Here is a 22,725-nt window from a genome sequence, read left to right as displayed (position 1 = left end):
TCACCCCCAAGTGGGGTGGAATTTCCCAGAGGGTGACAGGGTGAAAATTTCAAACCCGTCCGCTGTCACCCCAATCGAATGTTCAAACTGTGCGGAGAGGGATTTATCCCGTGTCACGGCTGTCCATTCATCTGCCAAAACTTTGGTTTCGGGACGGCCAAGGTTCACCATGGGCTCAATGGTGAAGAACATCCCCTCTTCCAAGACGGGGCCTGTGCCCGCGCGGCCATAATGAAGAACATTTGGCGGTGCGTGAAAGACCTGACCCAACCCATGACCGCAGAAATCACGCACCACGCTCATGCGATTGGCTTCGACATAGGTTTGAATCGCATGGCCAATATCCCCGAACGTGGCCCCAGGACGCACGATCTCAATCCCTTTGAATAGGGCGTCATGGGTCACTTGGATCAGGCGTTCTGCTTTGCGGTTCAGATTGCCGGCCACATACATGCGGCTTGTGTCGCCAAACCACCCATCCACGATAACGGTTACATCAATATTCAGGATATCCCCATCCTTAAGGGTTTTGGGGCTAGGGATGCCGTGGCAGACCACATGGTTCACCGAGATGCAGCTTGCATGTTTATACCCACGATATCCGATGGTTGCTGATTTCGCGCCCGCCGCATTGACCATATCCTCAATCGCTTGATCTAAAGCTTCGGTCGTGACACCTGGCTCTACCATGGGCGCGATGTCGTCCAGAATGCGCGCGGCCAGTGCGCCCGCTGCATGCATCCCAGCAAAGCCTGCATCATCGTGAATGCGAATTCCGTCTTTGGTCACGCGGCCTTTGAAATCGTCCAAAACATCTGCTCCTGTCATCTCGCACCAGATTACGGTTTTTGGCGCTTGAATTCTAGCCAACCCCGCCACGCGATGACGCGTTGCGGCATGACAGGGCTTGGCCTATACCGCAGGCAGGGTGCATGACAAGTGGGGGGTTCTCAAAATGGCACAACCAACCGCAGCGATGTTGGTGATCGGGGATGAAATCCTATCAGGACGCACACGCGATGCGAATATGCACCATTTGGCCAATGAATTGACCGCAAAAGGGATTGCGCTGAAAGAGGTGCGCATCGTCTCTGATGATCATGCGGGTATTGTAGAGGCCCTCAATGCGCTGCGCGGGTCTTATGATCATGTGTTTACTTCGGGCGGTATTGGGCCAACGCATGACGATATCACCGCTGACGCGGTTGCGGCGGCTTTTGGCGTGCATATTGATGTTCGGGCGGATGCGCGGGCGTTGTTGCAAGCCCATTATGATGCCCGCGGGCAAGAGTTGAACGAAGCCCGCCTGCGCATGGCGCGCATTCCCGATGGCGCGGCTTTGATCGATAATCCCGTCTCCACCGCACCCGGGTTTCAGATCGAAAATGTCTATGTGATGGCGGGGGTGCCTTCGGTCTTTCAGGCGATGGTGGCTTCGGTCATGCCGCGCTTGACAGGTGGCGCGCCCTTGATCAGCCACAGCATCCGCCTAGAGATGGGCGAAGGTGATATTGCGGGGCCTTTGGGCGAAATTGCTGCCCAATTTCCCGATGTTTCAATCGGCTCTTACCCCTATCAATTGAACGGGGTGTATGGGGCAAATATCGTGCTGCGCAGTGCCGATGAGGGGATGCTTCAACGTGCCATTGCAGAAATGGCGCGCGCTTTTCCGCAGGGCGTTTGATATGGGCGCGGCCTGTTCCGACATGCTGCCTGATGAGGGCCGTTTGTTTATGGCGTTAGATGCCACTTGGCCCGCCAGAACTTACCAAACTGATGGGCTTTTGACCTTTCGTGAGGGGGCAGGCGGCGGCAGTCGCGTATCTGCGGCCAGTTGGGACGGCCAAGATACGCCCGATGAGGCAACGCTCAACAAGGCCGAGGCCCGCATGCAGGCTATGGGACAGCCGCGCTTGTTTATTATTCGCGAAAGCCAATCCGCTTTGGATGCCGCCCTTGGGGCACGCGGCTATCAGATCAAAGATCCTGTATGGTTTTACGCGATGGATCTGCGCGGGCGGGATCTGCCTGCGCTGTCTGAGTGCTTTGCCCTTTGGCCGCCCTTGGCCGCGCAAGCGGCAATTTGGGCTGATGGCGGGATAGGGCCCGCGCGCCTAGAGGTCATGGCGCGGGCGTGCGCTCCGAAAACCACAGTTTTTGCGCGGCAGCAGGATCGCATTGCCGCGACTGGCTTTATCGCCTGCGATGGAGATATCGCCATGGTGCACGCGGTCGAAACCGCCCAATCGGCCCGCCGTCAGGGCGTGGGGCGGCGTGTTATGTGGCACATGGCGCATTGGGCACAGGCGGAAGGGGCGAATTGGTTAACACTTGTGACGACCAAGGCCAATCAAGCGGCAAATGGGCTTTATCAATCCATGGGCTTCGAGGTGGTCAGTGCTTATCACTATCAAATCCACCCCGAAGATGCCTGAGAGATTGATCACCAATCCATTGGGCCTTTGTCTTTGAACTGATCAACCAGAAAATCAATGAAGGCGCGCAATTTGGGCTGTGTATAGCGCCCAGGTGGGTAAACTGCGTGCAGGCTTTGTATTTCCATCGGCAGATGTGGCATCGCTTCTTCCACTTCGCCTGCCCGCAGCGCCTCGCCAAAGAGGAAGCTTGGCAAAAAGGCGATACCAAAACCGCCGATTGCCGCTTTCAACAAGGCTTGCCCGTCATTGACGGTCAATGCGCCTGTGGAGCGCACAAAACGCCGCTCCCCTGATGGGGCCAAGAGTTTCCAAACATTTCCCTGCGCTTCATTCGAGAAGTGCAGCAAGCGATGTTCATTGAGGTCTTCAATCCGTTCGGGATGACCATGTGACGCGAAATAGGCAGGGGATCCGATCATGCGCATTGTGGTGTCACAGATACGGCGGGCTTTGAGTGTGCTGTCCTCCATCTCACCCATGCGGATAGCAACATCAAACCCCTCAGAAATCAGTTCTACATGACGATTTTCCAAAACCATGCTGACGGACACTTGCGGATAGGCTTTGAGGAAACCGCCAATGAGGGGCGAGAGATGACCAGACCCAAAATCAGTGGGGACGGTCACGCGTAACAGCCCCGATGGTGCAGACTGCATAGAGGAGACCATCGCATCAGCATCGCCCGCATCATTGAGAACGCGACAGGCGCGATCATAATAGGCTAGACCGATCTCGGTCGGGCTGACGCGGCGGGTGGTGCGATTTAATAGCCGCGCACCCAAACGGGTTTCGAGCGATGAAATATGCTTGGACACGGCGGATTTCGAGATACCCATCTTGCGCGCCGCATCGGTGAAGCCACCTTGGTTCACAACCATGGCGAAGGCTTCCATTTCGGTCAATCTGTCCATCTTTCGTCCTTTGGGCATTGTTCGACTTCCCTCGCAGCATCGTTTCCAAATGGGGCGCTATTGGGGAAAAGAACGGACTAAAGGCGGGAATTATGAGGGAGTGTTGAGGGCAAAAAGGCAAATTTGGGCGTAATTTCCGTGATTTGCCGTAATCCTGCCGATTTTGTTGCCGCATCGTTAACAGTTGCCGCAAAAAAACGGGCCGCGCCTGCGACCCGTTTTGAATGTGATACCTGCTTCGCGATTTAGTCCCGCAGCAGCTCGTTGATACCCGTTTTAGAGCGGGTTTTCTCATCAACGCGTTTTACGATGACAGCACAGTAGAGGTTGATCCCGTTCTTTGAGGGCATAGAGCCTGCAACAACCACCGAATAAGGTGGAACCTCGCCGTAAAAGACCTCGCCTGTTTCGCGATCCACGATCTTGGTGGATTGGCCGATGAAGACGCCCATCCCTAGAACCGAGCCTTCACGCACGATCACGCCCTCGACCACCTCGGAGCGCGCGCCGATAAAGCAGTTATCTTCGATGATGGTGGGGCCTGCCTGCATTGGCTCCAAAACGCCGCCAATACCCACGCCGCCCGACAGATGGACATTCTTGCCGATCTGCGCACAAGACCCGACCGTGGCCCATGTATCAACCATTGTGCCGCTGTCGACATAGGCGCCAAGGTTTACGAAGGACGGCATCAGAACAACGCCAGGCGCGATATAGGCAGACCGGCGCACAACACAATTTGGAACTGCACGGAAGCCTGCGGATTTCCAATCGTTGTCTGACCAGTCCTTCCACTTGCTGTCGACCTTATCCCACCAACTGCCGCCTTGAGGACTGCCCGATTGCATTTCCATATCCTTCAGGCGGAAGCCCAAAAGAACGGCTTTCTTTGCCCATTGATTGACATGCCATGTGCCATCACCGCCGCGCTCTGCAATGCGCAAGCTGCCTTGGTCGAGGGCGCTGAGGGTTTCTTCAATCGCATCACGGGTTTCGCCAGTGGTTGCAGGCGTGATGCTGTCGCGCGCGTCCCACGCGGCTTCAATCGCCGTTTCCAGTTTCTGAATATCGGTCATAGGCTTTATCCTTAGCTCGGGCTGTTTGACAGGCGCTATAGCGCCAAGGGGGGCTTTGCGCAACGCGCCGCCCTCTGGCCGCATGGTGCGAATATTGGTATGAGTTAAATATGGCCAGAACAGGGGGAGACAAGCGATGAGCAGCAAGAAACATCTGATGCGGGATGCAGGTTTGGATTTGCGCGAAGCCGACCGCACGCCAGACACGCCGCAAACCCAAAGTCCCGCCTATAGGCTTGCCTTCGCAGACCCTGATTTTCTGTGTCAGGACGCGCTGCGCCCTGTGCGCCTTCAGCTTGAGCTTTTGAAGACCGAAATGGGGATGGATGCAGAAGGCATTCGGTCAACCATTGTTCTGTTTGGCGGTGCGCGCATTCCTGCGCCTGACGCCACAGACGGCAAACCCCCCGCGATTGCCGCAATGGCCCGTTATTACGAGGAGGCCCGCCGTTTTGCCTATCAAATCACCCAGCGCGGTGCGCGCGGTGAGAATGTCATTGTCACGGGCGGTGGCCCGGGCGTGATGGAGGCAGGCAATCGCGGCGCGCATGAGGCGGGCGGTGTTTCCGTTGGGCTTAATATCGTGCTGCCCCACGAGCAGGCCCCCAATGCTTATGTCACACCTGAGTTGAGCTTTAATTTTCACTATTTCGCCATTCGCAAAATGCATTTCCTGCTGCGCGCGCGTGCGCTTGCGATTTTTCCAGGCGGTTTTGGCACGATGGATGAGCTGTTCGAAAGCCTGACCTTGATCCAAACAGGGCGAATGGAGCAGGTGCCCGTGCTTCTGTTTGGCCGAGATTATTGGACGCGCCTTGTCGATTGGGACATGCTGGTCGAGATCGGCACGATTTCACCTGAGGATCTCGACCTCTTCCGTTTCGTGGAAACCGCGGAAGAGGCGCTAGACGTCATCGACACATGGCCCCTATCAGGACGGCGCGGCGGCATTCCAGGCCGTTAAGGTTTCGGGCGCTACAACTGACTGATTGCCTGACATTGTGCAGGCAAATCACCAAGCCGCAGGGCGCGGCGTGGTTCGGGATCAGGCGCATCGGGGTCAGGGGGCGGCGGGTTCAAAATATTGTTGACCCAAGCCTGCGCATCTTCGCAGCCATCCCCCACAGGCGGCACATCTTGCGCCTCACAATCGCTTGCGCCACGCGGGCAGTTTAGGCGCACATGGATATGGTAGTGATGGCCAAACCACGGCCGGATTTTCCGCAGATAGCTGCGATCCCCTGTCTCATTTTCGCACATCCAGACCTTTGCGGCTGGAAAGACGAAAATGCGCGACACGCGCGGATCACTGGCGGCAAGGCGGATCAGCGTGGCGTGTTCCTCCGTCCAATTTTCATTCACGGCTGCGCCGCGTTGCGCCTGCATCGAAATAGAGGACAGGTTTTCACGCGCGGCTCGCGATAGGTTCAGATTGCGCGCGGGCAAGAGCCAGATATCCGCATCAAGCCCCGATTGATGGCTGGCATGGCCTGACAGCATAGGCCCGCCGCGTGGCTGGCTCATATCGCCAATATATAGACCGCTCCAAGAGGTTGCAGCCGCCATTCTTGCGCTTAGGTCTTGGACGAACGCGACTGTGTCAGGGTGGGCCCAGTTGCGATTGCGCGACAGTCGCATTGCCTGCCATGTCGGCCCTGTTTCGGCCAGTTGCACGGCCCCTGCCACGCATCCGCCTGCATAGGCGCCGAACACATTTGCGGCTGTTGTGGTGGGCGTTGGCAGATTGCCAAAGACAAGCCGTGCTTCGCGGCTCAGATCAGCACTTGAGAGTGTCACCTGCGGCAGATCATTGGCCACAGGCGGTGCGCTTGGGGCGCAGGCCGTAACCGCGATGAGACACAAACCGATAGAGGCGATATATTTGCGCATGGCCTGATTTCCCCTATTCGTGCTGCCGCGGATCGGCATTCACCCCGCGCAACAGCCATAACCCCAGTAAGAATAGCATAATCAGCGGCGTTACACCCCAATTTTGACTGTTGGTGAGGGAGGTCATCACCGCAATGAGAAATGGGGCGAGGAAAGCTGTGGCCTTTCCTGCGAGGGCATAAAGGCCAAAATGTTCGGTTATTGCGGCAGGATCCGCTTGGCGCAGCATCATATGGCGGGATGCGCTTTGCACGATACCGCCTGCCGCGCCAATGCCGATGCCGATCAGGTAGAACATTAGGCTTGGCAGGTTTGAGCCTTCGGCAAGCGCAAGACCAAATAGGCTATCGCGCCCGATAAAGGGGATGAGAAGGGATAGACCAGTTAGGCACAGAACTGACCACCAAATGATCTGGTATGGCCCGAAACGATCATCCCATTTGCCGCCAATCCATGCCGCAACGGCCCCCGAGATGATGGCAAGAATCCCGAAAATTCCGATATCTGTGATCGACCAACCCAAGACACCCGCCGCATAAATGCCGCCAAAGGCATAAAGACCGTTCAAAGCATCGCGGTAGAACATAGATGAGAGCAGATAGCGCAGCAGGCTTGGATGATGGCGCAAGGATTTCAGCGAGCGTGCAAGCTCAGGCAGTGCTTGGCGCATGGTTTGACCAAGGCTTGGGCCAGAGTGCGGCTTGGGCTTGTGCGGTTCTCGCACCCAAAGAAAGAAGGGGATCATAAAGATCACATACCAAAGCGCGGTAAAGGGCCCCACGGCGCGTGTCCCTTCGCGCGCGGCGGCGTCCAGACCAAAAGCGGGTGATAGGCCAAAAAGCGTGCGCCCCGTTTCGGCGTTTTCGGCGAAAAATCCGAGCATCAGGATCATCGCCACCAATCCGCCCAGATACCCAAGGGCCCATCCTGTCCCAGAGATGCGCCCCATTTGCGCGCGTGGGCCAAGGTCAGGCATCAGCGCATTGGTGAAAATCGTGGCGCATTCCATCCCAAAAAGGCCGAGGGCAAAGAGGATCAAAACCACCCAGATTTGCATTCCATCGGGTGCAGCAAACCAACAGCCCCATGCGCCGATGACGTAAAAGGCGGAAAATACCCAAATGAACGGCAATTTGCGCCCAGTGTGATCTGCGATTTTGCCCAATATAGGCGCAGCGATGGCAATCAATAGGCCTGCCGCCCCGATGCTATAGCCCCAAAGGCTTTGGGCGCGGGTGCCATCACCTAAGACTTGCGCGATATAGGGCGCGAAAATGAAGGTCAGAAGCAGCGTGTTATAGGGCTGACTTGCCCAGTCAAACGCCCACCATCCATAGATGCGTTTCTTACTTTCGATCATCCTGCCCGCCATGGCCGTTCTGTTATCGTTACTGTGGAGGGCTTTCTCGATTTGGCAAAGGGAATCCGAAAGGATGGTATAAAAGCAGCTTAAAAATCGGCAAAAATGCCCGATCCCTTGCGCTTAGGTTGGACAGGGCTTAGATCATTCGAACTGGGATTTCCGATGGAAGGGGCCTTTGCCGTGACTTCGCTCTTCATGATCTTGATGCTGCTGCTCAATGTGGCGACCTATATCATCATCGCCCATATCATCATGAGCTGGCTGATCAATTTCGGTGTGCTGAACATTAGGCAGCCTTTGGTCTATCAAATTTGGCAAGGTCTTTCGAACCTCCTTGAGCCGATTTATGGCCCCATTCGCCGTGTTTTGCCCCAAATGGGTGGGCTAGATTTGGCACCGCTGATTGTGATCTTGGGGATCTACGCGCTTGAGATCATCCTGCGCAACAATGCCATGATGTTCATGTAGGCCTATGTCCACGCCCCGGTCCCATTTTGACGCCGTTATTGTTGGCGCGGGTGTGGTGGGCGTGGCCAGCGCGCTTTGGGCGCAGATGCGTGGGCAATCGGTGGCCTTGATTGATCCTGCCCCCGTTGGATCAGGGGCAAGTTCGGGCAATGCCTGCACTTTAGCCACCTATGCCTGCCTGCCCGTCAATGACCCATCCGTCTTTGCAAATCTGCCCTATTATCTGTTTTCAAATGACAGCCCGCTTGCTTTGTCTTGGGGTCATGCGCTGCGCCATCCGATCTGGATGATGAAATTCTTGGCCAATTGTCGCGCTACGAAATCCCGCCAGATTGCGCAGGAATTGGCGGCACTGTTGGCCCATGCCGATGCGGGGTTGAACCCTCTGATTGAGGCCGCCGCGGCAGAGGATTTGATTATTGCAAATGGGCAATTGACAGTCTGGCGCAGCGCGACTGCTGCCGATGCAGATCGGGCGGGCCTCAAGTTTCGCCGCGACCAAGGCATTCCCTTTGAGGAATTAAGCGGGGCCGAAGCTCATGCGATGGAACCTGCCTTGGCCTTTCAACCCGCGCGTGGGGTCTATTATCCGCTCGCGCGCCATATCCGCGATCCGCTGCTTTTGACGCAAAGATTGCATCAGAAATTTACCGAATTGGGTGGGCAGACGATCGCCAAAGCGGTGACCGAACTTAGCGATGAAGGCGCGCAGGTGCGGGTGCACCTTGGGCAGGATGATGTCACCGCGGCGCGGGTTGTTCTGGCCGCAGGGGCCTATTCGGCGCAGATCAAAGGCGGCGGTGCGGAGCATCTGCCCTTGCAAACCGAACGGGGCTATCACCTGATATATAAAGATCTTGGCCATTATGCCTTGCGCCCCGTGGGTTGGGTTGAGGGTGGGTTCTATACCGCCCCTATGGCGCAAGGTCTGCGTTTGGCGGGAACCGTTGAGATTGCGGCCCTGAACGCACCACAAAACCCGCGCCGTTTGGATTATATCGCGCGCAAAGGGGCCGAGTTATGGGGCGATCTGCCCGCGCCTGATGCCACATGGATGGGATGCAGGCCTACCTTGCCTGATGCCTTGCCTGTTATCGGGCCAAGCCCAAGCTCCTCAAAGATTATCCACGCCTTTGGCCACCAACATTTGGGCCTCACTTTGGCGGGTGTGACGGGGCGGATTGTGGCTGATCTCCTTGAGGGGCGGCAGCCCAATTTGGCGATTGGCGGATTATCGGCGGCACGCTCTTTTCTTTGATTCATGGCCCATTAACCCCTGAGCCTCATTCTGCCCTCGGCAATATGGAGGCGCAGAATGCCCGTTTTGGTGGTTGGTGCAGGGTTCTCAGGGGCCACGCTCGCGCGTGAATGTGCGGAGGCGGGGCTGAAGGTCACCGTGATTGAAGCGCGCAATGATGTGGGCGGGCATTGTGCCACAAAAATCGATCTTGAGACGGGGGTCATGATCCATTGCCACGGGCCGCATATCTTTCACACGGCTGATCTCGCAACTTGGGCGTTTATTCGGCGGTTTGGGGCGTTTATGCCCTATCGGCATCGGGTGGATGCGTCTTTACGCGGGCAGGTCTTTCCCTTGCCAATCACCCTTGCCACGATCAACCAATTCTTTGGTCACAACTTTACCTCAGAGGCGGCGCGCCGCTTTATCGCGGCGCAGTGTATCCCCATTTCAAACCCACAGAATTTTGAGGAGGCGGCCCTGTCGCAGATTGGCCCCGCTCTCTATCAGGCGTTTTTCAAACCCTATACCGAGAAACAATGGGGTCGCCCCGCGCACGCCCTGCCTGCTTCCGTTTTTGCGCGTCTGCCTGTTCGTTTTACGATGCGAGCAGATTATTTCAATCACCCGATCCAAGCGATCCCCGCCGAAGGATATAGCGCGGTTGTCGCGGCGATGCTCGCGCATCCGAATATTGCCCTGCATTTGGGTCAGCTTGTCACGGCGCAGGACAGTGGGGGATTTGATCATGTGTTTTGGACGGGGCCGATTGATGCGTATTTTAAGCATCAGCACGGGCATTTAGCCTATCGCAGTCTGCGGTTTGAGCATGAGCGCCTGCCTGACCCTGCCCAAGCCCTTGCCGTGATGAATTATCCCGCCCCAGATGTGCCATGGACACGGATCACCGAGCATCGCCACTTCGCGCCTGAACGTGCGGTGCGGGGCAGCGTTATCACCCGTGAATATCCGTTCGAGGCGGGGCCGAATGATACCCCATATTACCCTGTGCGCCTTGCGCGCGAGAAGGCGCAGCTTGGGCGGTATATCGCGGCAGCCTTGGGTCAACATGGCGTCAGCTTTGCGGGTCGGCTTGGCACTTATCGCTATTTAGACATGGATGTTGCCATCCGCGAAGCGCGCAGTTTGGCGCGCTCGGCAGTGGCCGCATTGCGCATGGGGCAGCGCCCCCCCGTCTTTGCGCCTGAGGTTGAAACTTGCCTCTCTGTCCAACCCATCCTAGAAACGGGGCAGGTTGGCAGAAAGGCACCGCAATGCGCGTGAATACCCAGAAAAAACCTGTGATTTTGTGCATTTTGGATGGGTGGGGTATCGGCACAGAGGCCGAAGGCAACGCGCCGTTGCAGGCCAAAACCCCAAACTTTGATCGGCTGATGTCCACCTGCCCCAATGCGACCTTGGTGACCTTCGGCCCTGATGTCGGCTTGCCAACGGGGCAAATGGGAAATTCCGAGGTGGGCCATACCAATATCGGCGCAGGGCGCGTGGTGGCCATGGATTTGGGCCAAATTGATCTGGCGATTGAGGATGGCTCCTTCTTTCGCAACCAAGCATTGCAAGAGTTCATCGCGACTGTCAAAGCCGCGAAGGGACGCGCTCACATTGCGGGGCTTGCCTCCCCCGGTGGTGTGCATGCCCATCAGGCGCATATTTTGGCTGCTGTTCAGGCCTGTGCAGATGCAGGGCTTGAGGTGGTGATCCATGCGATCACCGATGGGCGGGACGTAGCCCCGAAATCCGCAAAAGACCAGATCGCGGGGCTTGAGGCGGGATTGCCCGACCGCGCGCGCATTGTAACTGTCACGGGGCGCTATTTTGCGATGGATCGCGACAATCGATGGGAACGGGTCGAGACCGCCTATCGCGCAATGGTCGAAGGCAAAGGCGCAAAAGCCTCGTCCGCGCAGGCGGCGATTGATCAAGGCTATGGGGCTGAGAAAACTGATGAATTCCTGCCCGCAACAGTGATTGATGACTATTCAGGCATGGCGGCAGGCGATGGTCTGTTTTTTGTGAATTTCCGCGCAGACCGCGCGCGCGAAATATTGGCCGCAATTTGCGCGCCTGAGTTCACAGGATTTGCGCGTGGCCCTCGCCCTGATCTCTCGGCGCGATTGGGGATGGTGAATTATTCGACCGACCATGATCGCTATATGCAGGTGGTTTTTCCCAAGCAGGAATTGAAAAACACGCTCGGTGAATGGGTTGCGGCCCATGGTTTGCGTCAATTTCGGATTGCTGAAACAGAGAAATATCCGCATGTGACCTTCTTTCTCAATGGCGGCCAAGAAAGTGCGGCTGAGGGGGAGGATCGGTTTATGCCGCTCTCGCCAAAAGTGGCGACCTATGATCTGCAACCCGAGATGAGCGCCGCTGAGGTGACCCAAAATTTGGTTGCCGCGATTAATGCGGAGTATGACCTGATCGTGGTGAATTACGCCAATCCTGACATGGTGGGGCATACGGGGGATTTGGGCGCCGCAATCGCTGCTTGCGAGGCGGTGGATCAAGGCCTTGGCGCGGCCTTGGCGGCCCTTGAGGGTAAAGGCGGTGCGATGATTGTGACGGCGGATCATGGCAATTGCGAAACGATGATCGACCCTGTGACAGGTGGCCCTCATACGGCACATACCGTCAATCTCGTGCCTGTTGTGGTGTATGGCGCGCCCGAAGGCACAAGCCTTGCAGATGGTCGATTGGCGGATTTGGCGCCAACTGTTCTTTCCCTAATGGGCCTGCCGCAACCGCCTGAAATGACGGGGCAGTCGCTGTTGCGATGAAAGCGCGCTTTAGCCTTCTCTTGTCGGTGTTTTTGATTTGCGCGCCTGTGGCGCTGCATGCGGAGATTGACCCAAGCGAGGCGGCCGAAGCGGCTATCCTTGAATTAGAAGCCGCGGCCACAGCCCTTGCCAATGCCCAGAGTGCCAGTGATCGCATTGCGGCCCTGACCCAGACGATTAAGGGCTATGAACATGGTTTATTGACCCTGCGCGAGGCCGTGCGCCGTGCCGCGCTTGCACAAAGGGCAATCGAATCGCGTTTGGATACGGAGAGCGCCAAATTATCAGGGCTGCTTATGGCCATGCAGCGGATCGCAGCCGAGCCAAGCCCCGTTGGTTTGATGCACCCCAATGGGCCTGTTGCTTCGGCCCGTGCGGGGATGGTGCTTGCGGATGTGACCCCAGCGCTTGCGGCTGAAGCGATTGCGTTGCGGCAGGAATTGGACCAGATCGCCACCTTGTCCCGTTTGCAATCGGGTGCTGTGCTGCAGATGGAGGCGGCTTTGTCCGAAGTGCAAACCGCCCGCGCCAGTCTCGCCGCCGCAGTGGCGGAACGGCGTGAAGCCCCTGATCGCTTTGCGCTGAGCGAAGACGCCTTGCGCCAGATTGTCGAAGCAGTCGACACATTGGACGCGTTTCTTGATTTATTGGCGCAAGCCCCTGCGCCCGAAGATAGCGCTATGCGCGGGTTCAGTGATGCACGCGGCGCAGTGCCTTTGCCCGTTTTTGGGGTGTTGCTCAATGGGTTCGAGGCCCAAGATGCGGCAGGCATCAGCCGCCCCGGTTTGTTATTAGCCACAGCCCCTGCGGCACTTGTGACATCCCCGTGGTTTGGAACAGTGCGCTATGCGGGGCCTTTGTTGGACTATGGCAATGTGGTGATCCTTGAACCTGAAGGGAATATTTTGATGATTCTTGCGGGGCTTGGTGATCTTTATGTGACCGCGGGCGCCGTGATTTCACAGGGCGCACCCTTGGGAATGATGCCAAGCGCCGCAGGCGCGCGCGCAGATTTGATCACTGAGACACCAGATCAGACTGGCGCTGCGCTTTCAGAAACTATTTATATTGAATTGAGACAGAATGGCGGCGCGATTGATCCGCAACCATGGTTTGATTGGGAATAAGTGCGCCGCGCCAGATATGCGGTCGGAAAGGACGGATGAACATGAAGAAACTGGTTATTGCGGGCTTAGGGGGCGCGGTTGCTGGGGTCATCTTGGCATCCCAATTTGCCGCCCCGCTCTTGGCGCAAGAGCAGGAACAGCAGCGCAGCGTTTACGAGCAGCTTGATTTATTTGGAGATGTGTTTGAGCGGATCCGCTCGAATTACGTTGAGGAGGTCGATGAATCTGCGCTGATCGAAGCGGCGATCAATGGCATGCTGACCTCGCTTGATCCACATTCAAGCTATCTGCCGCCGCGTGATTTCGACTCGATGCAAGTGCAGACCCGTGGCGAGTTTGGTGGGTTGGGCATTGAAGTGACCCAAGAAGACGGGTTTGTGCGCGTCATCACGCCAATGGATGACACCCCTGCAATGGAAGCGGGTGTTGAGGCGGGTGATTTCATCACCCATGTGGATGGCGAGGCACTGCTTGGCCTGACATTGGAAGAAGCCGTTGATCTGATGCGTGGGCCTGTTGGTTCGGAGATTGTCATCACTGTCGTGCGGGAGGGGGTTGATGAACCTTTTGACATCTCCATCATCCGCGACCGCATCCGTCTTACTGCTGTGCGCACGCGCCTAGAGGGAAACACCGCGATTTTGCGCGTCTCGACCTTCAATGATCAAACCTACCCCAACTTGGAGGACGGTTTGTCTGATGTCATCGCAGAGCTTGGCGGGATCGAAAATCTGAATGGTGTCGTGCTTGATTTGCGAAACAATCCTGGGGGTCTATTGACCCAAGCAATTCGTGTGTCCGATGCCTTTTTGGAACAGGGCGAAATCGTTTCCACCCGTGGCCGAAATGGCGCGGATGGGGATCGCTACAATGCAACGGCAGGCGATTTGATTGACGGATTGCCGATGGTGGTTCTGGTCAATGGCGGCTCTGCCTCGGCCTCCGAGATCGTGGCGGGCGCGTTGCAAGATCATCGCCGCGCTGTGGTCGTAGGCACAAACACATTTGGCAAAGGGTCGGTGCAATCCGTGATGCCTGTGCAGGGCGAGGGGGCCATTCGACTGACTACTGCGCTATACTACACCCCTTCGGGCCGCTCGATTCAGGCATTGGGCGTGGCCCCTGATATTCTGGTGGAACAGCGCGACCCTGTTGAGGATGCGCCAACCGAAGATCGGTTCACCCGCTCCGAAGCCGATTTGCGCGGGGCCTTGCGCAACACCACCCTGACCGAAGATGAGCAGCGTCTTCGCGATGAGGAGCAAGCCATTGCCGAGGAAACCGCACGCCTGCGCAATCAGGATTATCAACTGGCCTATGCGATTGATATTCTGACGGGGCTAAACGCCTTGGGGCCAAACGCCCGATGAGCGCGGCGCTGTCGCCTGCTGATATCGCTGCGCTGCCCTATCGGCCCTGTGTTGGCATTGTGATGGTCAATGCCGCGGGTGGTGTTTTCGCGGGCACGCGCGCGGATATGGACAAACCTGCATGGCAAATGCCGCAGGGCGGTATTGATGCGGGTGAAACCCCACGCCAAGCCGCTGCCCGCGAATTGCTTGAGGAAACTGGCATTTCAGAAGATCAAACGCGGTTTATACGGCAGACCGCTGATTGGTTGACCTATGATCTGCCGCCAGAAGTGATCCCCTATCGTTGGGGCGGCAAATTTCGGGGACAAAAGCAGCATTGGGTTATGGTTGAATTAACCGCCCCCGATGACGCGATTGACCTCAGCTATCAGGATGTTGAATTCTCCGATTGGCAATGGATGCGGGCGCAGGATCTTTTGGTGCAGATTGTGCCGTTCAAGCGCGACATCTATGCCGCCGTGTTTCAAGAATTTGGTTTAATCTAAGCCCAAAGGGACAAGAAAAATGGCGCAATTTCAGGTTCTCGGCTCTGCTGCATCCCCCTTCGTGCGGAAGGTTCTTGTGATGGTCAAAGAGGCGGGTATGACAGATGTGATGTTCGAAACTGTCAAAGCCTCACCCATGGGCGGGGATGCCCATCTCAATGCCGCCAATCCTTCAGGACGTATTCCTGTGCTTTTGCGCGAAGGCGATAGCCCGATTTTTGACAGCCGTGTGATCACCCGCTTTTTGGATCAACATGCGCAAGCGGGGCTTTATCCCGAAAGCCGCCTTTGGGAGGTGCTGACCACCGAAGCGGCGGCAGATGGTATGATCGAGGCTGTGGTGGCCATGGTCTATGAAAAACGCTTCCGCCCCGAAACACATTGGTATGAGCCTTGGTATGAAGGCCAATGGGCCAAAGTAGAGCGCGCGCTTGATTATTTCGAAACCCAAGTGCCGAGTTTTGATCAGGCGCTTGATATGGGCCAAATCGCGGTTGGTGCGGGCTTGGGCTATCTTGATTTTCGCCAAGGCCAATTTGATTGGCGCGCGACCCGCCCGAACTTGACCGCGTTTTTTGATCGCTTAAGCGCGCGTCCCTCTTTCAAAGACACATTCCCAGTTGGATGAGTGGTTCGCCCGAATTTAGCCTTGTGCAAACACAGGCTGATTTGGATCTGTGCTATGAGATCCGCCGCGCTGTCTTTGTGGTCGAGCAATCTGTGCCGCTTTCAGAGGAATTTGATACGATTGACGCAAAAGCCACTCATGTTTTGGGTCGTTTGGCGGGGCGGGCTGTGGCGACAGGGCGGCTCTATCGCACAGGGCAGGCGTGGCGGATTGGACGCATCGCGGTTGTCGCAGATGCGCGGGGCGCGGGCTATGGTGCGTCACTTATGCGGTTTGTGATGGCGCATATTCGCCACATCGCCACAGAACCAGATCCACATCAGATGGAATTGGACGCGCAATTGAGCGCGATTTCCTTTTACGAGCGCTTGGGATTCACCGCCACAGGCCCCGAATTTGATGATGGATCAGGTATTTTGCACCGAAAAATGGCCCTAAACTTCGGGAAATAGGCGGGCTTTGCGAAATTTTTTTCGTGTGAAACCTTCATGTTTTTCGCGCAGAGGTTGAAAATTCATCACAAACCGCGACATTTCGGCCAAACTGCGCGCGTTTGTCCGCTAGACGCTTATCATTTCATTGCATAAACAGCCCGAGAAAAGCTGCGGGGGATTCCTGTGGCTTCGATTCAATTGGCCCCGTTTGGTGGGTCGCTGACAAGGGAGACGCTTTCAGTGTCACACGCAGAAGACCAGTCCAGCACACGCCGCGACTTTCTGTACTATGCGACAGGCGGTGTAGGTGCTGTTGTAACCGGCGCCGCCGTCTGGCCGCTGGTCAATCAAATGAACCCTTCGGCAGACGTTCAAGCCGCATCCACGATGCGCGTTGATGTCTCGGGTGTGCAGGAAGGAACGCAGTTGACCGTTCTGTTCCTCGGCAAGCCCGTTTTCATCCGCCGTCGCACGCAGGATGAGATTGAAGCGGCGCGCGCCGTTGACATGAATGACCTTGTAGATACCGATAGCCGCAACCCAAACATCGCTGCAGGCTCGGATGCGCATGACGAAAACCGCAGCCTAACCACCCCTGAGGGTGAGAACACAGGCGAATGGTTGGTGATGCAGGGCGTTTGCACCCATTTGGGCTGTGTGCCTTTGGGTGATGGCGCAGGCGAGTTCGGCGGTTGGTTCTGCCCTTGCCATGGTTCGCATTACGACACGGCAGGCCGTATCCGCAAAGGCCCCGCGCCGCAGAACCTGCACATTCCAAACGCGTCTTTCGTAGACGATACAACAATTTTGCTCGGTTAACGGAGGAAACGACCGATGTCTGGCATTCCCCACGACCATTACGAACCGAAGTCCAACGCCGAGAAGTGGTTGCATTCGCGCCTTCCCATCGTGGGCCTTCTTTATGACACATTGATGATCCCAACCCCCAAGAACCTGAATTGGATGTGGATTTGGGGCATCGTTCTTGTGTTCTGCTTGGTCATGCAGATTGTCACAGGGATCATCCTTGTGATGCACTACACCCCACATGTCGATCTCGCTTTTGCAAGCGTTGAACACATTATGCGCAACGTGAACGGGGGATGGGCGATCCGCTATATCCACCAAAACGGCGCGTCTTTGTTCTTTATCGCGGTTTATCTGCACATTTTCCGTGGTCTTTACTACGGCTCCTACAAGGCGCCACGCGAAGTCACATGGATTGTCGGTATGCTGATTTACCTACTGATGATGGGCACAGCCTTTATGGGCTATGTTCTGCCTTGGGGTCAGATGTCCTTCTGGGGCGCGACCGTGATCACGGGCCTATTTGGCGCGATTCCCTTTGTGGGCGAAGCGATCCAGACATGGCTCTTGGGCGGGCCTGCGGTGGACAACGCCACGCTGAACCGCTTCTTGTCGCTGCACTATCTGCTGCCATTCGTGATCTTGGGTCTGGTGATCGTTCACGTTTGGGCCTTCCACACCACGGGTAACAACAACCCAACAGGTGTTGATGTGCGCCGCGCATCTAAGAAAGAGGCCGAAGCCGATACGCTGCCATTCTGGCCCTATTTCGTAATCAAAGACCTGTTCGCCTTGGCGGTTGTTCTGGTGGCTTTCTTTGCCATCGTGGGCTTTATGCCGAACTATCTGGGTCACCCCGATAACTATATCGAGGCAAACCCAATGGTCACGCCTGCACATATCGTGCCTGAATGGTATTTCTTGCCCTTCTACGCGATCCTGCGCGCCTTTGACGGTGAAGTTTGGGTTGTGATTGCGGCGGAGTTCCTGACAGGCGGGATTGTTGACGCGAAATTCTTCGGTGTTCTCGCCATGTTTGGTGCGATCATCGTGATGGCCTTGGTGCCATGGCTTGATACATCTTCGGTGCGCTCTGGCCGCTACCGCCCAATGTTTAAGCCTTGGTTCTGGGTTTTCGTGATCAACTTCTTCGTGCTGATGTGGGCGGGTGCAATGCCTGCAGAAGGGATTTACCCCTACATCGCTTTGATCGGGTCGGCCTATTGGTTCGCCTATTTCCTCGTGATCCTGCCGCTTCTGGGGGTTCTGGAAAAGCCAACCACACCGCCTTCGACCATCGAAGAGGATTTCAACGCCCATTACGGCAATGCAAGCGTGGGCACTGGCCCTGCCTCTGCGAAAATTCCTGCTGAGTGAGAGAAAGGATAGTCTGACATGTTCAGGAAACTTGTGATCAGCACAATTGCTGCGCTGAGCCTCTCGACCGGAGCGGGACTTGCAGAAGGTGCAGAGGGCCACATCGTGAATTATGAATTCTCGTTCCAAGGCCCATTTGGTCGCTATGACCAAGATCAGTTGCAGCGCGGGCTTCAGGTCTTCACCGAAGTTTGCTCTGCCTGCCATGGTCTGCAATATGTGGCTTACCGCAACCTCGCCGATGAAAATGGCTTGGGATATACCCCCGAACAGGCCCGCGCCTATGCGGAACAGTTCGAGGTGTATGACCCCTCCATTGATGATTGGCGCACTGCGACTCCGAATGACCATTTCCCGCAGTCTAGCCTTGAAAACGCACCTGACCTGAGCCTCATGGCGAAGGCCCGTGCTGGCTTTCATGGGCCATATGGTTTGGGTCTGAACCAGTTGTTCAACGGCATTGGTGGCCCAGAATATATTGCATCTCTTCTGACCCATTATACGGGCGAAGAGGTGGAGCAGTATGGGACATACTTCTACGAGAACGAATCTTTCCCTGGTGGTTTGATCGCAATGGCCCCTCCCTTGTGGGATGGTGCGGTTGAGTTCGCAGATGGCTCACCCAATGATATCGAGAGCATGGCCAAAGATGTGGCTGCGTTCCTGACTTGGGCGGCAGAACCCCGCATGATGGAGCGTAAGCAGCTTGGCTTCACCGCGATTATCATGCTCGGCATTCTCGCTGTGATGCTGTATCTGACCAATAAGAAACTTTGGGCGCCTATCAAATCGCGCGCCAAAGCGGGCGCAGCGAAATAAGCCACGCCCCCGAAGGGACGATAGAAACCTAAAAGCGCCTCTGATCCCAGAGGCGCTTTTTTCTTTTGCCTACAGCCATGGCGCCAAACCCGCAGGAGGTGCGGCGCGTAGGCCTGTGATGGGGCAATCTTCTGTAATCTGCCCTTCGGACAAAAGCATCACGCGGTCACACATCCGTTCGGCATCCGTGAAATCATGAGAAGCGAGGATCAAGGTCAGTCCCAAATCGCGGCACAAACTGCGGATCAACTCTGCCATCTCGCGCCGCAAAGCGGGATCTAGGGCTGCAAACGGCTCGTCCATCAGCAGGATTGGCCGATTTTGCAAAAGGACGCGCGCAATGGCTGCACGGGATTGTTGCCCACCTGACAGGCTTGCGGGGCGGCGCCCCTCAAACCCGCGCAGGCCCACTTGTGCCAATGCGGCGCTGATCTGCGCCTCCATCGCCGCGTTCAACGCCAATCGCGGCGAGAGGGCCAAGCCTAGGTTTTCCCGCAAAGTCAGATGAGGGAAAAGATTGCTGTCTTGAAACAGGATTGAAATTGGCCGTTTGGATGGATCGCACTGGGTGAGGTTTGCGCTGTCAAACCAGATCTCTCCCGCATTTGGGCTGAGAAACCCTGCGATGAGGCTGATCAACGTGGATTTTCCCGCGCCTGATTGCCCCATTAAGGCCAGCCTTTCCCCTCGCTCCACGCGGAAGGTGGCGTTCAATTCAAAGCCCTCGCTGCGATAGGTTAGATTTGTGATCTCAAGCATGGTAACGGCCCCCACGGTCAAATATCCAAAACAAGCCCAGGCTTAGGATCAAGAGCAGCAATGCTGCCCCTTGGGCATCCGCCATACGATAGGCCCCCATCAGGCGCAGCATCTCTAGGGGCAAAGTGGCTTGATCAGGTGCCGCGAATAGGGCGATCACGCCCAAATCCCCCATTGATAAGGCCGCACATAAACCCGCCGCAAAGCCCAATGGACGGATAAGGCGCGGCAGGATCGCGTGCCGAAATCTGTGCCAACCGACAAGGCCCAACGCCGTGGCAAGGCGGGCTTGGCTTGCTTCAGCTTCATGAAGGGCGGGCAGAACGGCACGCAGCACGAAGGGCAGTGCCATCAGGGCATTGACGCATACGGTGACGGGCAAGGCCCATGTCACGGGATTGGTGATTGGCCGCAGGATTAAAAACCATCCTGTGCCGAGGGCCAAAGGTGAAATGACCAAGGCAAGCAGGCAAAGAGCCTCAAATATTGCGGCGCGGCGCAAGCGGAGCAAGGCAAAGGCGATTGGCAGCGCCATCGCAATCGACAGAGCGGTCGCAGATAACGCCATGATCAGCGAGCGCAGCGCCGCAATCCAAACGGCTGTGGGTAGTTCTGTAAGATTTGGCAGGCCAAGGATCACGATCCGCACCAAGGGCAATGCGAGAAATCCACCCGCAGCCACGATCACCAGAGTATCGACAAATGCGCGCCCTTCAGTAGGCAGGGCCAATCTGCGATCCAGCCCCGTGCCAAGTCCCGTGCCACGGGCTGACAGCCGCAGTGCAAACGCGCCGAGGCCGAGGCACAGCAGGGCCTGCACGGCGGCCAAACTTGCGGCGCGCCCAAGGTCAAAATCAAATCGAAACGCTTGATAAATGGCCAATTCAATCGTGGTCGCGCGCGGGCCACCGCCCAAGATCAACGCGACTGCGAAACTTGAGCAACAGAGCAGAAAAATCACCACAAAAGCGCCCGGTGCGGTGCTTCGCACAATCGGCCATTCAATATGCCGAAAAAAAGCGCCGCCCTTAAGCCCCAAAGATTGTGCAAGACGTATGCGTTCCTGTGGAATGGCTTGCCACTCTTGCAGGATCAAGCGCGCGGCAAGGGGGAGGTTAAAAAACACATGCGCGAGAACTACGCCGTGCAGCCCGTAAATTTCGGGGAGGTCTAGGCCAATGACCTGTAAGGCGCGCGCAAGCCACCCGTTATGACCATAGCTTGCAATCAGGCCGATCACGGCAACGATGACGGGAAGGATAAATGGGGCACCCATTAGGCTGATGAAAATGCCCCTGCCAATAAACCTCCGCCGCGCAACAGCGCGGGCCAGTGGAATGGCAATTGCAAGGCTCAGACTTGTGGAGAGGAATGCCTGAAGGAGCGTAAAGCGAATTGCGGCCCAGTCGGCCGCGCGTAATTTAAACCCATCGTCCGCCGTGACGGCAATCGCCACAAGCGGGACAAGGGTCACGGTCAGGACAAGCGCCAAAGCGCCCGTCCCGACCCAAACCAAGGCACTTAGCGGCTGAGTGCGGATTGCCATCTGTCAATCGCTGCATCGCGAAGCGCCGCAGCCTCATCCCCCGAGAAGTGCAGCACTTTTTCAGGGGCAATCAAGGTTTCAAACCCATCGGGTAGCGCCGAAACGGGCAAAGCCGCAGGATACATCCAGTTTGTCGTGGGGATTACAGATTGGAATGCGGGCGACAGCATGAAGGTCATAAACGCACGCGCTAAATCGGGTTGATCGCTTGCCGCGGTGATGCCTGCAATTTCAATTTGCATATAATGCCCCTCGTCAAAGGCAGCGGCAGATTTGCTGGGATCTTCCTCAGCAATGAGGTGATAGGCGGGGGATGTTGTGTAGGAAAGCACCATATCGGCCTCACCCTCTAGGAACAGGCCATAGGCCTCTGACCATCCTGGGGTGACGGTGACGATGTTATCCGCCAAATCCTGCCAAATTTGCGCAGCCCCATCGCCATAGGCGGCCTCAATCCAGTAAACGAGGCCCAAACCTGGGGTCGAACTGCGTGGGTCTTGGATCAAGATGCGCAGATCACTTGCGGCCAATTCCTCAAAACTTTGGGGGGGATTGGGCAGATCAGCGTTATGGACAAAGGCGAAATAGCCCCAATCAAAGGGCAGAAATTCTGCATCATCCCATGCGATTGGTAGGGTCAGCCCCTCAGCGGGGATATCATGCGTGGCGAATAGGCCTGTATCGCGTGCGGCTGTCATCAGGTTTGTATCAAGGCCTAAGACCACATCTGCTTCGCTGCGACTGCCCTCAAGCTGAAGCCGCGACAGCAGTGCTGCGCCATCGCCCGCGCTGACGAATTGCAGATCACAGCCACAGCTTTCTTCGAAAGCAGCCTCAATCTGGGGCCCAGGCCCCCAATCAGCGACAAATGAATCATAGGTATAGACATGCAAAACAGGGTTTTCGGCCATTGCCGCCCCTGCAAAGATGCTCATACCCGCTGCTATGATGGTGTGTTTCATTTCCTCACTCCTCCATTGCGACGGGCGAAGTGAAGATGGAGCTTGGGTAAATTGCCCTCTGTTCCAAAGCCTTCCCTCCGCCGGTCCTAACCGGTTCAGGTTCAACGGGTTTACGCAGGATTGCGCATCTCAGGCCCAATAACGGGCCACCCCGAGACAAGGACTGATCTAGGCAGGTTTTCTGCGAAGGGCAAGGGTCTTGGCATTTTGCCTCAGGAAGG

Annotated in this window: 23 protein-coding genes and 1 riboswitch; of the genes, 15 read left to right on the top strand and 8 right to left on the bottom strand. The window is 56.5% G+C overall.

Translation table 11 applies throughout. The annotated features are described in order from the left end of the window. Positions 1–828: a type I methionyl aminopeptidase gene (gene map / locus I3V23_08760; protein QPI84679.1), complete on the bottom strand. Its 828-nt coding sequence runs from the start codon at positions 826–828 to the stop codon at positions 1–3. Positions 829–955: 127 nt separating this feature from the next. Between map and I3V23_08755 the strand changes: the two genes are divergently transcribed. Next, complete coding sequence (locus I3V23_08755) at positions 956–1,684, top strand: competence/damage-inducible protein A (GenBank protein ID QPI84678.1); 729 nt, start codon at positions 956–958, stop codon at positions 1,682–1,684. 22 nt (positions 1,685–1,706) lie between these two features. Then, positions 1,707–2,435, top strand: a complete 729-nt coding sequence (locus tag I3V23_08750) for a GNAT family N-acetyltransferase (protein ID QPI86768.1) — start codon at positions 1,707–1,709, stop codon at positions 2,433–2,435. Positions 2,436–2,443: 8 nt separating this feature from the next. On the opposite strand, the gene I3V23_08745 is transcribed toward I3V23_08750, so the two are convergent. Together I3V23_08745 and dapD are read right to left on the bottom strand one after the other, a co-directional pair. Beyond that, positions 2,444–3,349 carry a LysR family transcriptional regulator gene (locus tag I3V23_08745; GenBank protein ID QPI84677.1) on the bottom strand — a complete coding sequence of 302 codons (906 nt, stop codon included), beginning with the start codon at positions 3,347–3,349 and terminating at the stop codon, positions 2,444–2,446. Between the two features lie 245 nt (positions 3,350–3,594). Further along, positions 3,595–4,425, bottom strand: a complete 831-nt coding sequence (gene dapD, locus I3V23_08740; GenBank protein QPI84676.1) for a 2,3,4,5-tetrahydropyridine-2,6-dicarboxylate N-succinyltransferase — start codon at positions 4,423–4,425, stop codon at positions 3,595–3,597. Positions 4,426–4,561: 136 nt separating this feature from the next. Here dapD and I3V23_08735 point away from each other — a divergent pair, with 136 nt between their 5' ends. Continuing rightward, complete coding sequence (locus tag I3V23_08735; protein ID QPI84675.1) at positions 4,562–5,389, top strand: TIGR00730 family Rossman fold protein; 828 nt, start codon at positions 4,562–4,564, stop codon at positions 5,387–5,389. A gap of 11 nt (positions 5,390–5,400) precedes the next feature. Here the strand turns inward: I3V23_08735 and mepA are convergent, their stop codons facing one another. Together mepA and I3V23_08725 are read right to left on the bottom strand one after the other, a co-directional pair. Further along, complete coding sequence (gene mepA, locus I3V23_08730) at positions 5,401–6,315, bottom strand: penicillin-insensitive murein endopeptidase (GenBank protein QPI84674.1); 915 nt, start codon at positions 6,313–6,315, stop codon at positions 5,401–5,403. Positions 6,316–6,328: 13 nt separating this feature from the next. After that, positions 6,329–7,675: an MFS transporter gene (locus I3V23_08725; GenBank protein ID QPI84673.1), complete on the bottom strand. Its 1,347-nt coding sequence runs from the start codon at positions 7,673–7,675 to the stop codon at positions 6,329–6,331. Between the two features lie 183 nt (positions 7,676–7,858). On the opposite strand from I3V23_08725, the gene I3V23_08720 reads away from it, so the two are divergent. The 12 genes from I3V23_08720 (at position 7,859) to I3V23_08665 (ending at position 19,237) form a co-directional block, all read left to right on the top strand. Beyond that, a complete protein-coding gene (locus tag I3V23_08720) occupies positions 7,859–8,146 on the top strand; it encodes a YggT family protein (protein ID QPI86767.1) in 288 nt (95 codons plus the stop codon). A gap of 4 nt (positions 8,147–8,150) precedes the next feature. Next, positions 8,151–9,404 (top strand): FAD-binding oxidoreductase, encoded by a 1,254-nt coding sequence (locus I3V23_08715; GenBank protein QPI84672.1) that lies wholly within the window; start codon positions 8,151–8,153, stop codon positions 9,402–9,404. Positions 9,405–9,461: 57 nt separating this feature from the next. Continuing rightward, positions 9,462–10,670, top strand: a complete 1,209-nt coding sequence (locus I3V23_08710; GenBank protein ID QPI84671.1) for an NAD(P)-binding protein — start codon at positions 9,462–9,464, stop codon at positions 10,668–10,670. Continuing rightward, positions 10,661–12,187 (top strand): 2,3-bisphosphoglycerate-independent phosphoglycerate mutase, encoded by a 1,527-nt coding sequence (locus I3V23_08705; GenBank protein ID QPI84670.1) that lies wholly within the window; start codon positions 10,661–10,663, stop codon positions 12,185–12,187. The genes I3V23_08710 and I3V23_08705 overlap by 10 nt, the downstream gene beginning before the upstream one ends. Next, positions 12,184–13,314, top strand: a complete 1,131-nt coding sequence (locus I3V23_08700) for a peptidoglycan DD-metalloendopeptidase family protein (protein ID QPI84669.1) — start codon at positions 12,184–12,186, stop codon at positions 13,312–13,314. Before I3V23_08705 ends, I3V23_08700 begins: the two co-directional genes overlap by 4 nt. A 41-nt stretch (positions 13,315–13,355) precedes the next feature. Beyond that, positions 13,356–14,684: a S41 family peptidase gene (locus I3V23_08695; GenBank protein ID QPI84668.1), complete on the top strand. Its 1,329-nt coding sequence runs from the start codon at positions 13,356–13,358 to the stop codon at positions 14,682–14,684. Positions 14,685–14,692: 8 nt separating this feature from the next. Further along, positions 14,693–15,172, top strand: a complete 480-nt coding sequence (locus I3V23_08690) for an RNA pyrophosphohydrolase (protein QPI86766.1) — start codon at positions 14,693–14,695, stop codon at positions 15,170–15,172. Positions 15,173–15,191: 19 nt separating this feature from the next. Then, on the top strand, positions 15,192–15,800 hold the full coding sequence (locus I3V23_08685; GenBank protein QPI84667.1) for a glutathione S-transferase family protein: 609 nt from the start codon (positions 15,192–15,194) through the stop codon (positions 15,798–15,800). Beyond that, the gene (locus tag I3V23_08680) at positions 15,797–16,252 is read left to right on the top strand and encodes a GNAT family N-acetyltransferase (GenBank protein QPI84666.1); all 456 of its coding nucleotides are present in this window, start codon (positions 15,797–15,799) and stop codon (positions 16,250–16,252) included. Before I3V23_08685 ends, I3V23_08680 begins: the two co-directional genes overlap by 4 nt. 222 nt (positions 16,253–16,474) lie before the next feature. After that, positions 16,475–17,053 (top strand): ubiquinol-cytochrome c reductase iron-sulfur subunit, encoded by a 579-nt coding sequence (gene petA / locus I3V23_08675; protein ID QPI84665.1) that lies wholly within the window; start codon positions 16,475–16,477, stop codon positions 17,051–17,053. 15 nt (positions 17,054–17,068) lie between these two features. Further along, positions 17,069–18,418 carry a cytochrome b N-terminal domain-containing protein gene (locus tag I3V23_08670; GenBank protein ID QPI84664.1) on the top strand — a complete coding sequence of 450 codons (1,350 nt, stop codon included), beginning with the start codon at positions 17,069–17,071 and terminating at the stop codon, positions 18,416–18,418. An 18-nt stretch (positions 18,419–18,436) separates the two neighbouring features. Then, positions 18,437–19,237, top strand: a complete 801-nt coding sequence (locus tag I3V23_08665) for a cytochrome c1 (protein ID QPI84663.1) — start codon at positions 18,437–18,439, stop codon at positions 19,235–19,237. A 69-nt stretch (positions 19,238–19,306) separates the two neighbouring features. Here the strand turns inward: I3V23_08665 and I3V23_08660 are convergent, their stop codons facing one another. The 3 genes from I3V23_08660 to I3V23_08650 are packed head-to-tail and all read right to left on the bottom strand — an operon-like array spanning position 19,307 to position 22,504. Beyond that, positions 19,307–19,996: an ATP-binding cassette domain-containing protein gene (locus I3V23_08660; protein ID QPI84662.1), complete on the bottom strand. Its 690-nt coding sequence runs from the start codon at positions 19,994–19,996 to the stop codon at positions 19,307–19,309. Then, a complete protein-coding gene (locus tag I3V23_08655) occupies positions 19,989–21,542 on the bottom strand; it encodes a thiamine/thiamine pyrophosphate ABC transporter permease ThiP (GenBank protein ID QPI84661.1) in 1,554 nt (517 codons plus the stop codon). The genes I3V23_08660 and I3V23_08655 overlap by 8 nt, the downstream gene beginning before the upstream one ends. Beyond that, entirely contained in the window at positions 21,518–22,504 is a 987-nt protein-coding gene (locus I3V23_08650) for a thiamine ABC transporter substrate binding subunit (protein QPI84660.1), read from the bottom strand. Before I3V23_08650 ends, I3V23_08655 begins: the two co-directional genes overlap by 25 nt. Positions 22,505–22,559: 55 nt before the next feature. Further along, a riboswitch (TPP riboswitch) is annotated at positions 22,560–22,668 on the bottom strand. Positions 22,669–22,725: the final 57 nt, after the last annotated feature.

It is taken from the genome of Rhodobacterales bacterium HKCCA1288 (assembly GCA_015693905.1).
GTDB lineage: Bacteria > Pseudomonadota > Alphaproteobacteria > Rhodobacterales > Rhodobacteraceae > M30B80.
This window is presented reverse-complemented; position numbering and strand designations above follow the sequence as displayed.

Bases quoted from the DNA above. Each gene is read 5' to 3' on its own strand.
- map (QPI84679.1), bottom strand. From the start codon at position 828: ATGACAGGAGCAGATGTTTTGGACGATTTCAAAGGCCGCGTGACCAAA.
- I3V23_08755 (QPI84678.1), top strand. From the start codon at position 956: ATGGCACAACCAACCGCAGCGATGTTGGTGATCGGGGATGAAATCCTA.
- I3V23_08750 (QPI86768.1), top strand. From the start codon at position 1,707: ATGCTGCCTGATGAGGGCCGTTTGTTTATGGCGTTAGATGCCACTTGG.
- I3V23_08745 (QPI84677.1), bottom strand. From the start codon at position 3,349: ATGGACAGATTGACCGAAATGGAAGCCTTCGCCATGGTTGTGAACCAA.
- dapD (QPI84676.1), bottom strand. From the start codon at position 4,425: ATGACCGATATTCAGAAACTGGAAACGGCGATTGAAGCCGCGTGGGAC.
- I3V23_08735 (QPI84675.1), top strand. From the start codon at position 4,562: ATGAGCAGCAAGAAACATCTGATGCGGGATGCAGGTTTGGATTTGCGC.
- mepA (QPI84674.1), bottom strand. From the start codon at position 6,315: ATGCGCAAATATATCGCCTCTATCGGTTTGTGTCTCATCGCGGTTACG.
- I3V23_08725 (QPI84673.1), bottom strand. From the start codon at position 7,675: ATGATCGAAAGTAAGAAACGCATCTATGGATGGTGGGCGTTTGACTGG.
- I3V23_08715 (QPI84672.1), top strand. From the start codon at position 8,151: ATGTCCACGCCCCGGTCCCATTTTGACGCCGTTATTGTTGGCGCGGGT.
- I3V23_08710 (QPI84671.1), top strand. From the start codon at position 9,462: ATGCCCGTTTTGGTGGTTGGTGCAGGGTTCTCAGGGGCCACGCTCGCG.
- I3V23_08705 (QPI84670.1), top strand. From the start codon at position 10,661: ATGCGCGTGAATACCCAGAAAAAACCTGTGATTTTGTGCATTTTGGAT.
- I3V23_08700 (QPI84669.1), top strand. From the start codon at position 12,184: ATGAAAGCGCGCTTTAGCCTTCTCTTGTCGGTGTTTTTGATTTGCGCG.
- I3V23_08695 (QPI84668.1), top strand. From the start codon at position 13,356: ATGAAGAAACTGGTTATTGCGGGCTTAGGGGGCGCGGTTGCTGGGGTC.
- I3V23_08685 (QPI84667.1), top strand. From the start codon at position 15,192: ATGGCGCAATTTCAGGTTCTCGGCTCTGCTGCATCCCCCTTCGTGCGG.
- I3V23_08680 (QPI84666.1), top strand. From the start codon at position 15,797: ATGAGTGGTTCGCCCGAATTTAGCCTTGTGCAAACACAGGCTGATTTG.
- I3V23_08670 (QPI84664.1), top strand. From the start codon at position 17,069: ATGTCTGGCATTCCCCACGACCATTACGAACCGAAGTCCAACGCCGAG.
- I3V23_08665 (QPI84663.1), top strand. From the start codon at position 18,437: ATGTTCAGGAAACTTGTGATCAGCACAATTGCTGCGCTGAGCCTCTCG.
- I3V23_08660 (QPI84662.1), bottom strand. From the start codon at position 19,996: ATGCTTGAGATCACAAATCTAACCTATCGCAGCGAGGGCTTTGAATTG.
- I3V23_08655 (QPI84661.1), bottom strand. From the start codon at position 21,542: ATGGCAATCCGCACTCAGCCGCTAAGTGCCTTGGTTTGGGTCGGGACG.
- I3V23_08650 (QPI84660.1), bottom strand. From the start codon at position 22,504: ATGAAACACACCATCATAGCAGCGGGTATGAGCATCTTTGCAGGGGCG.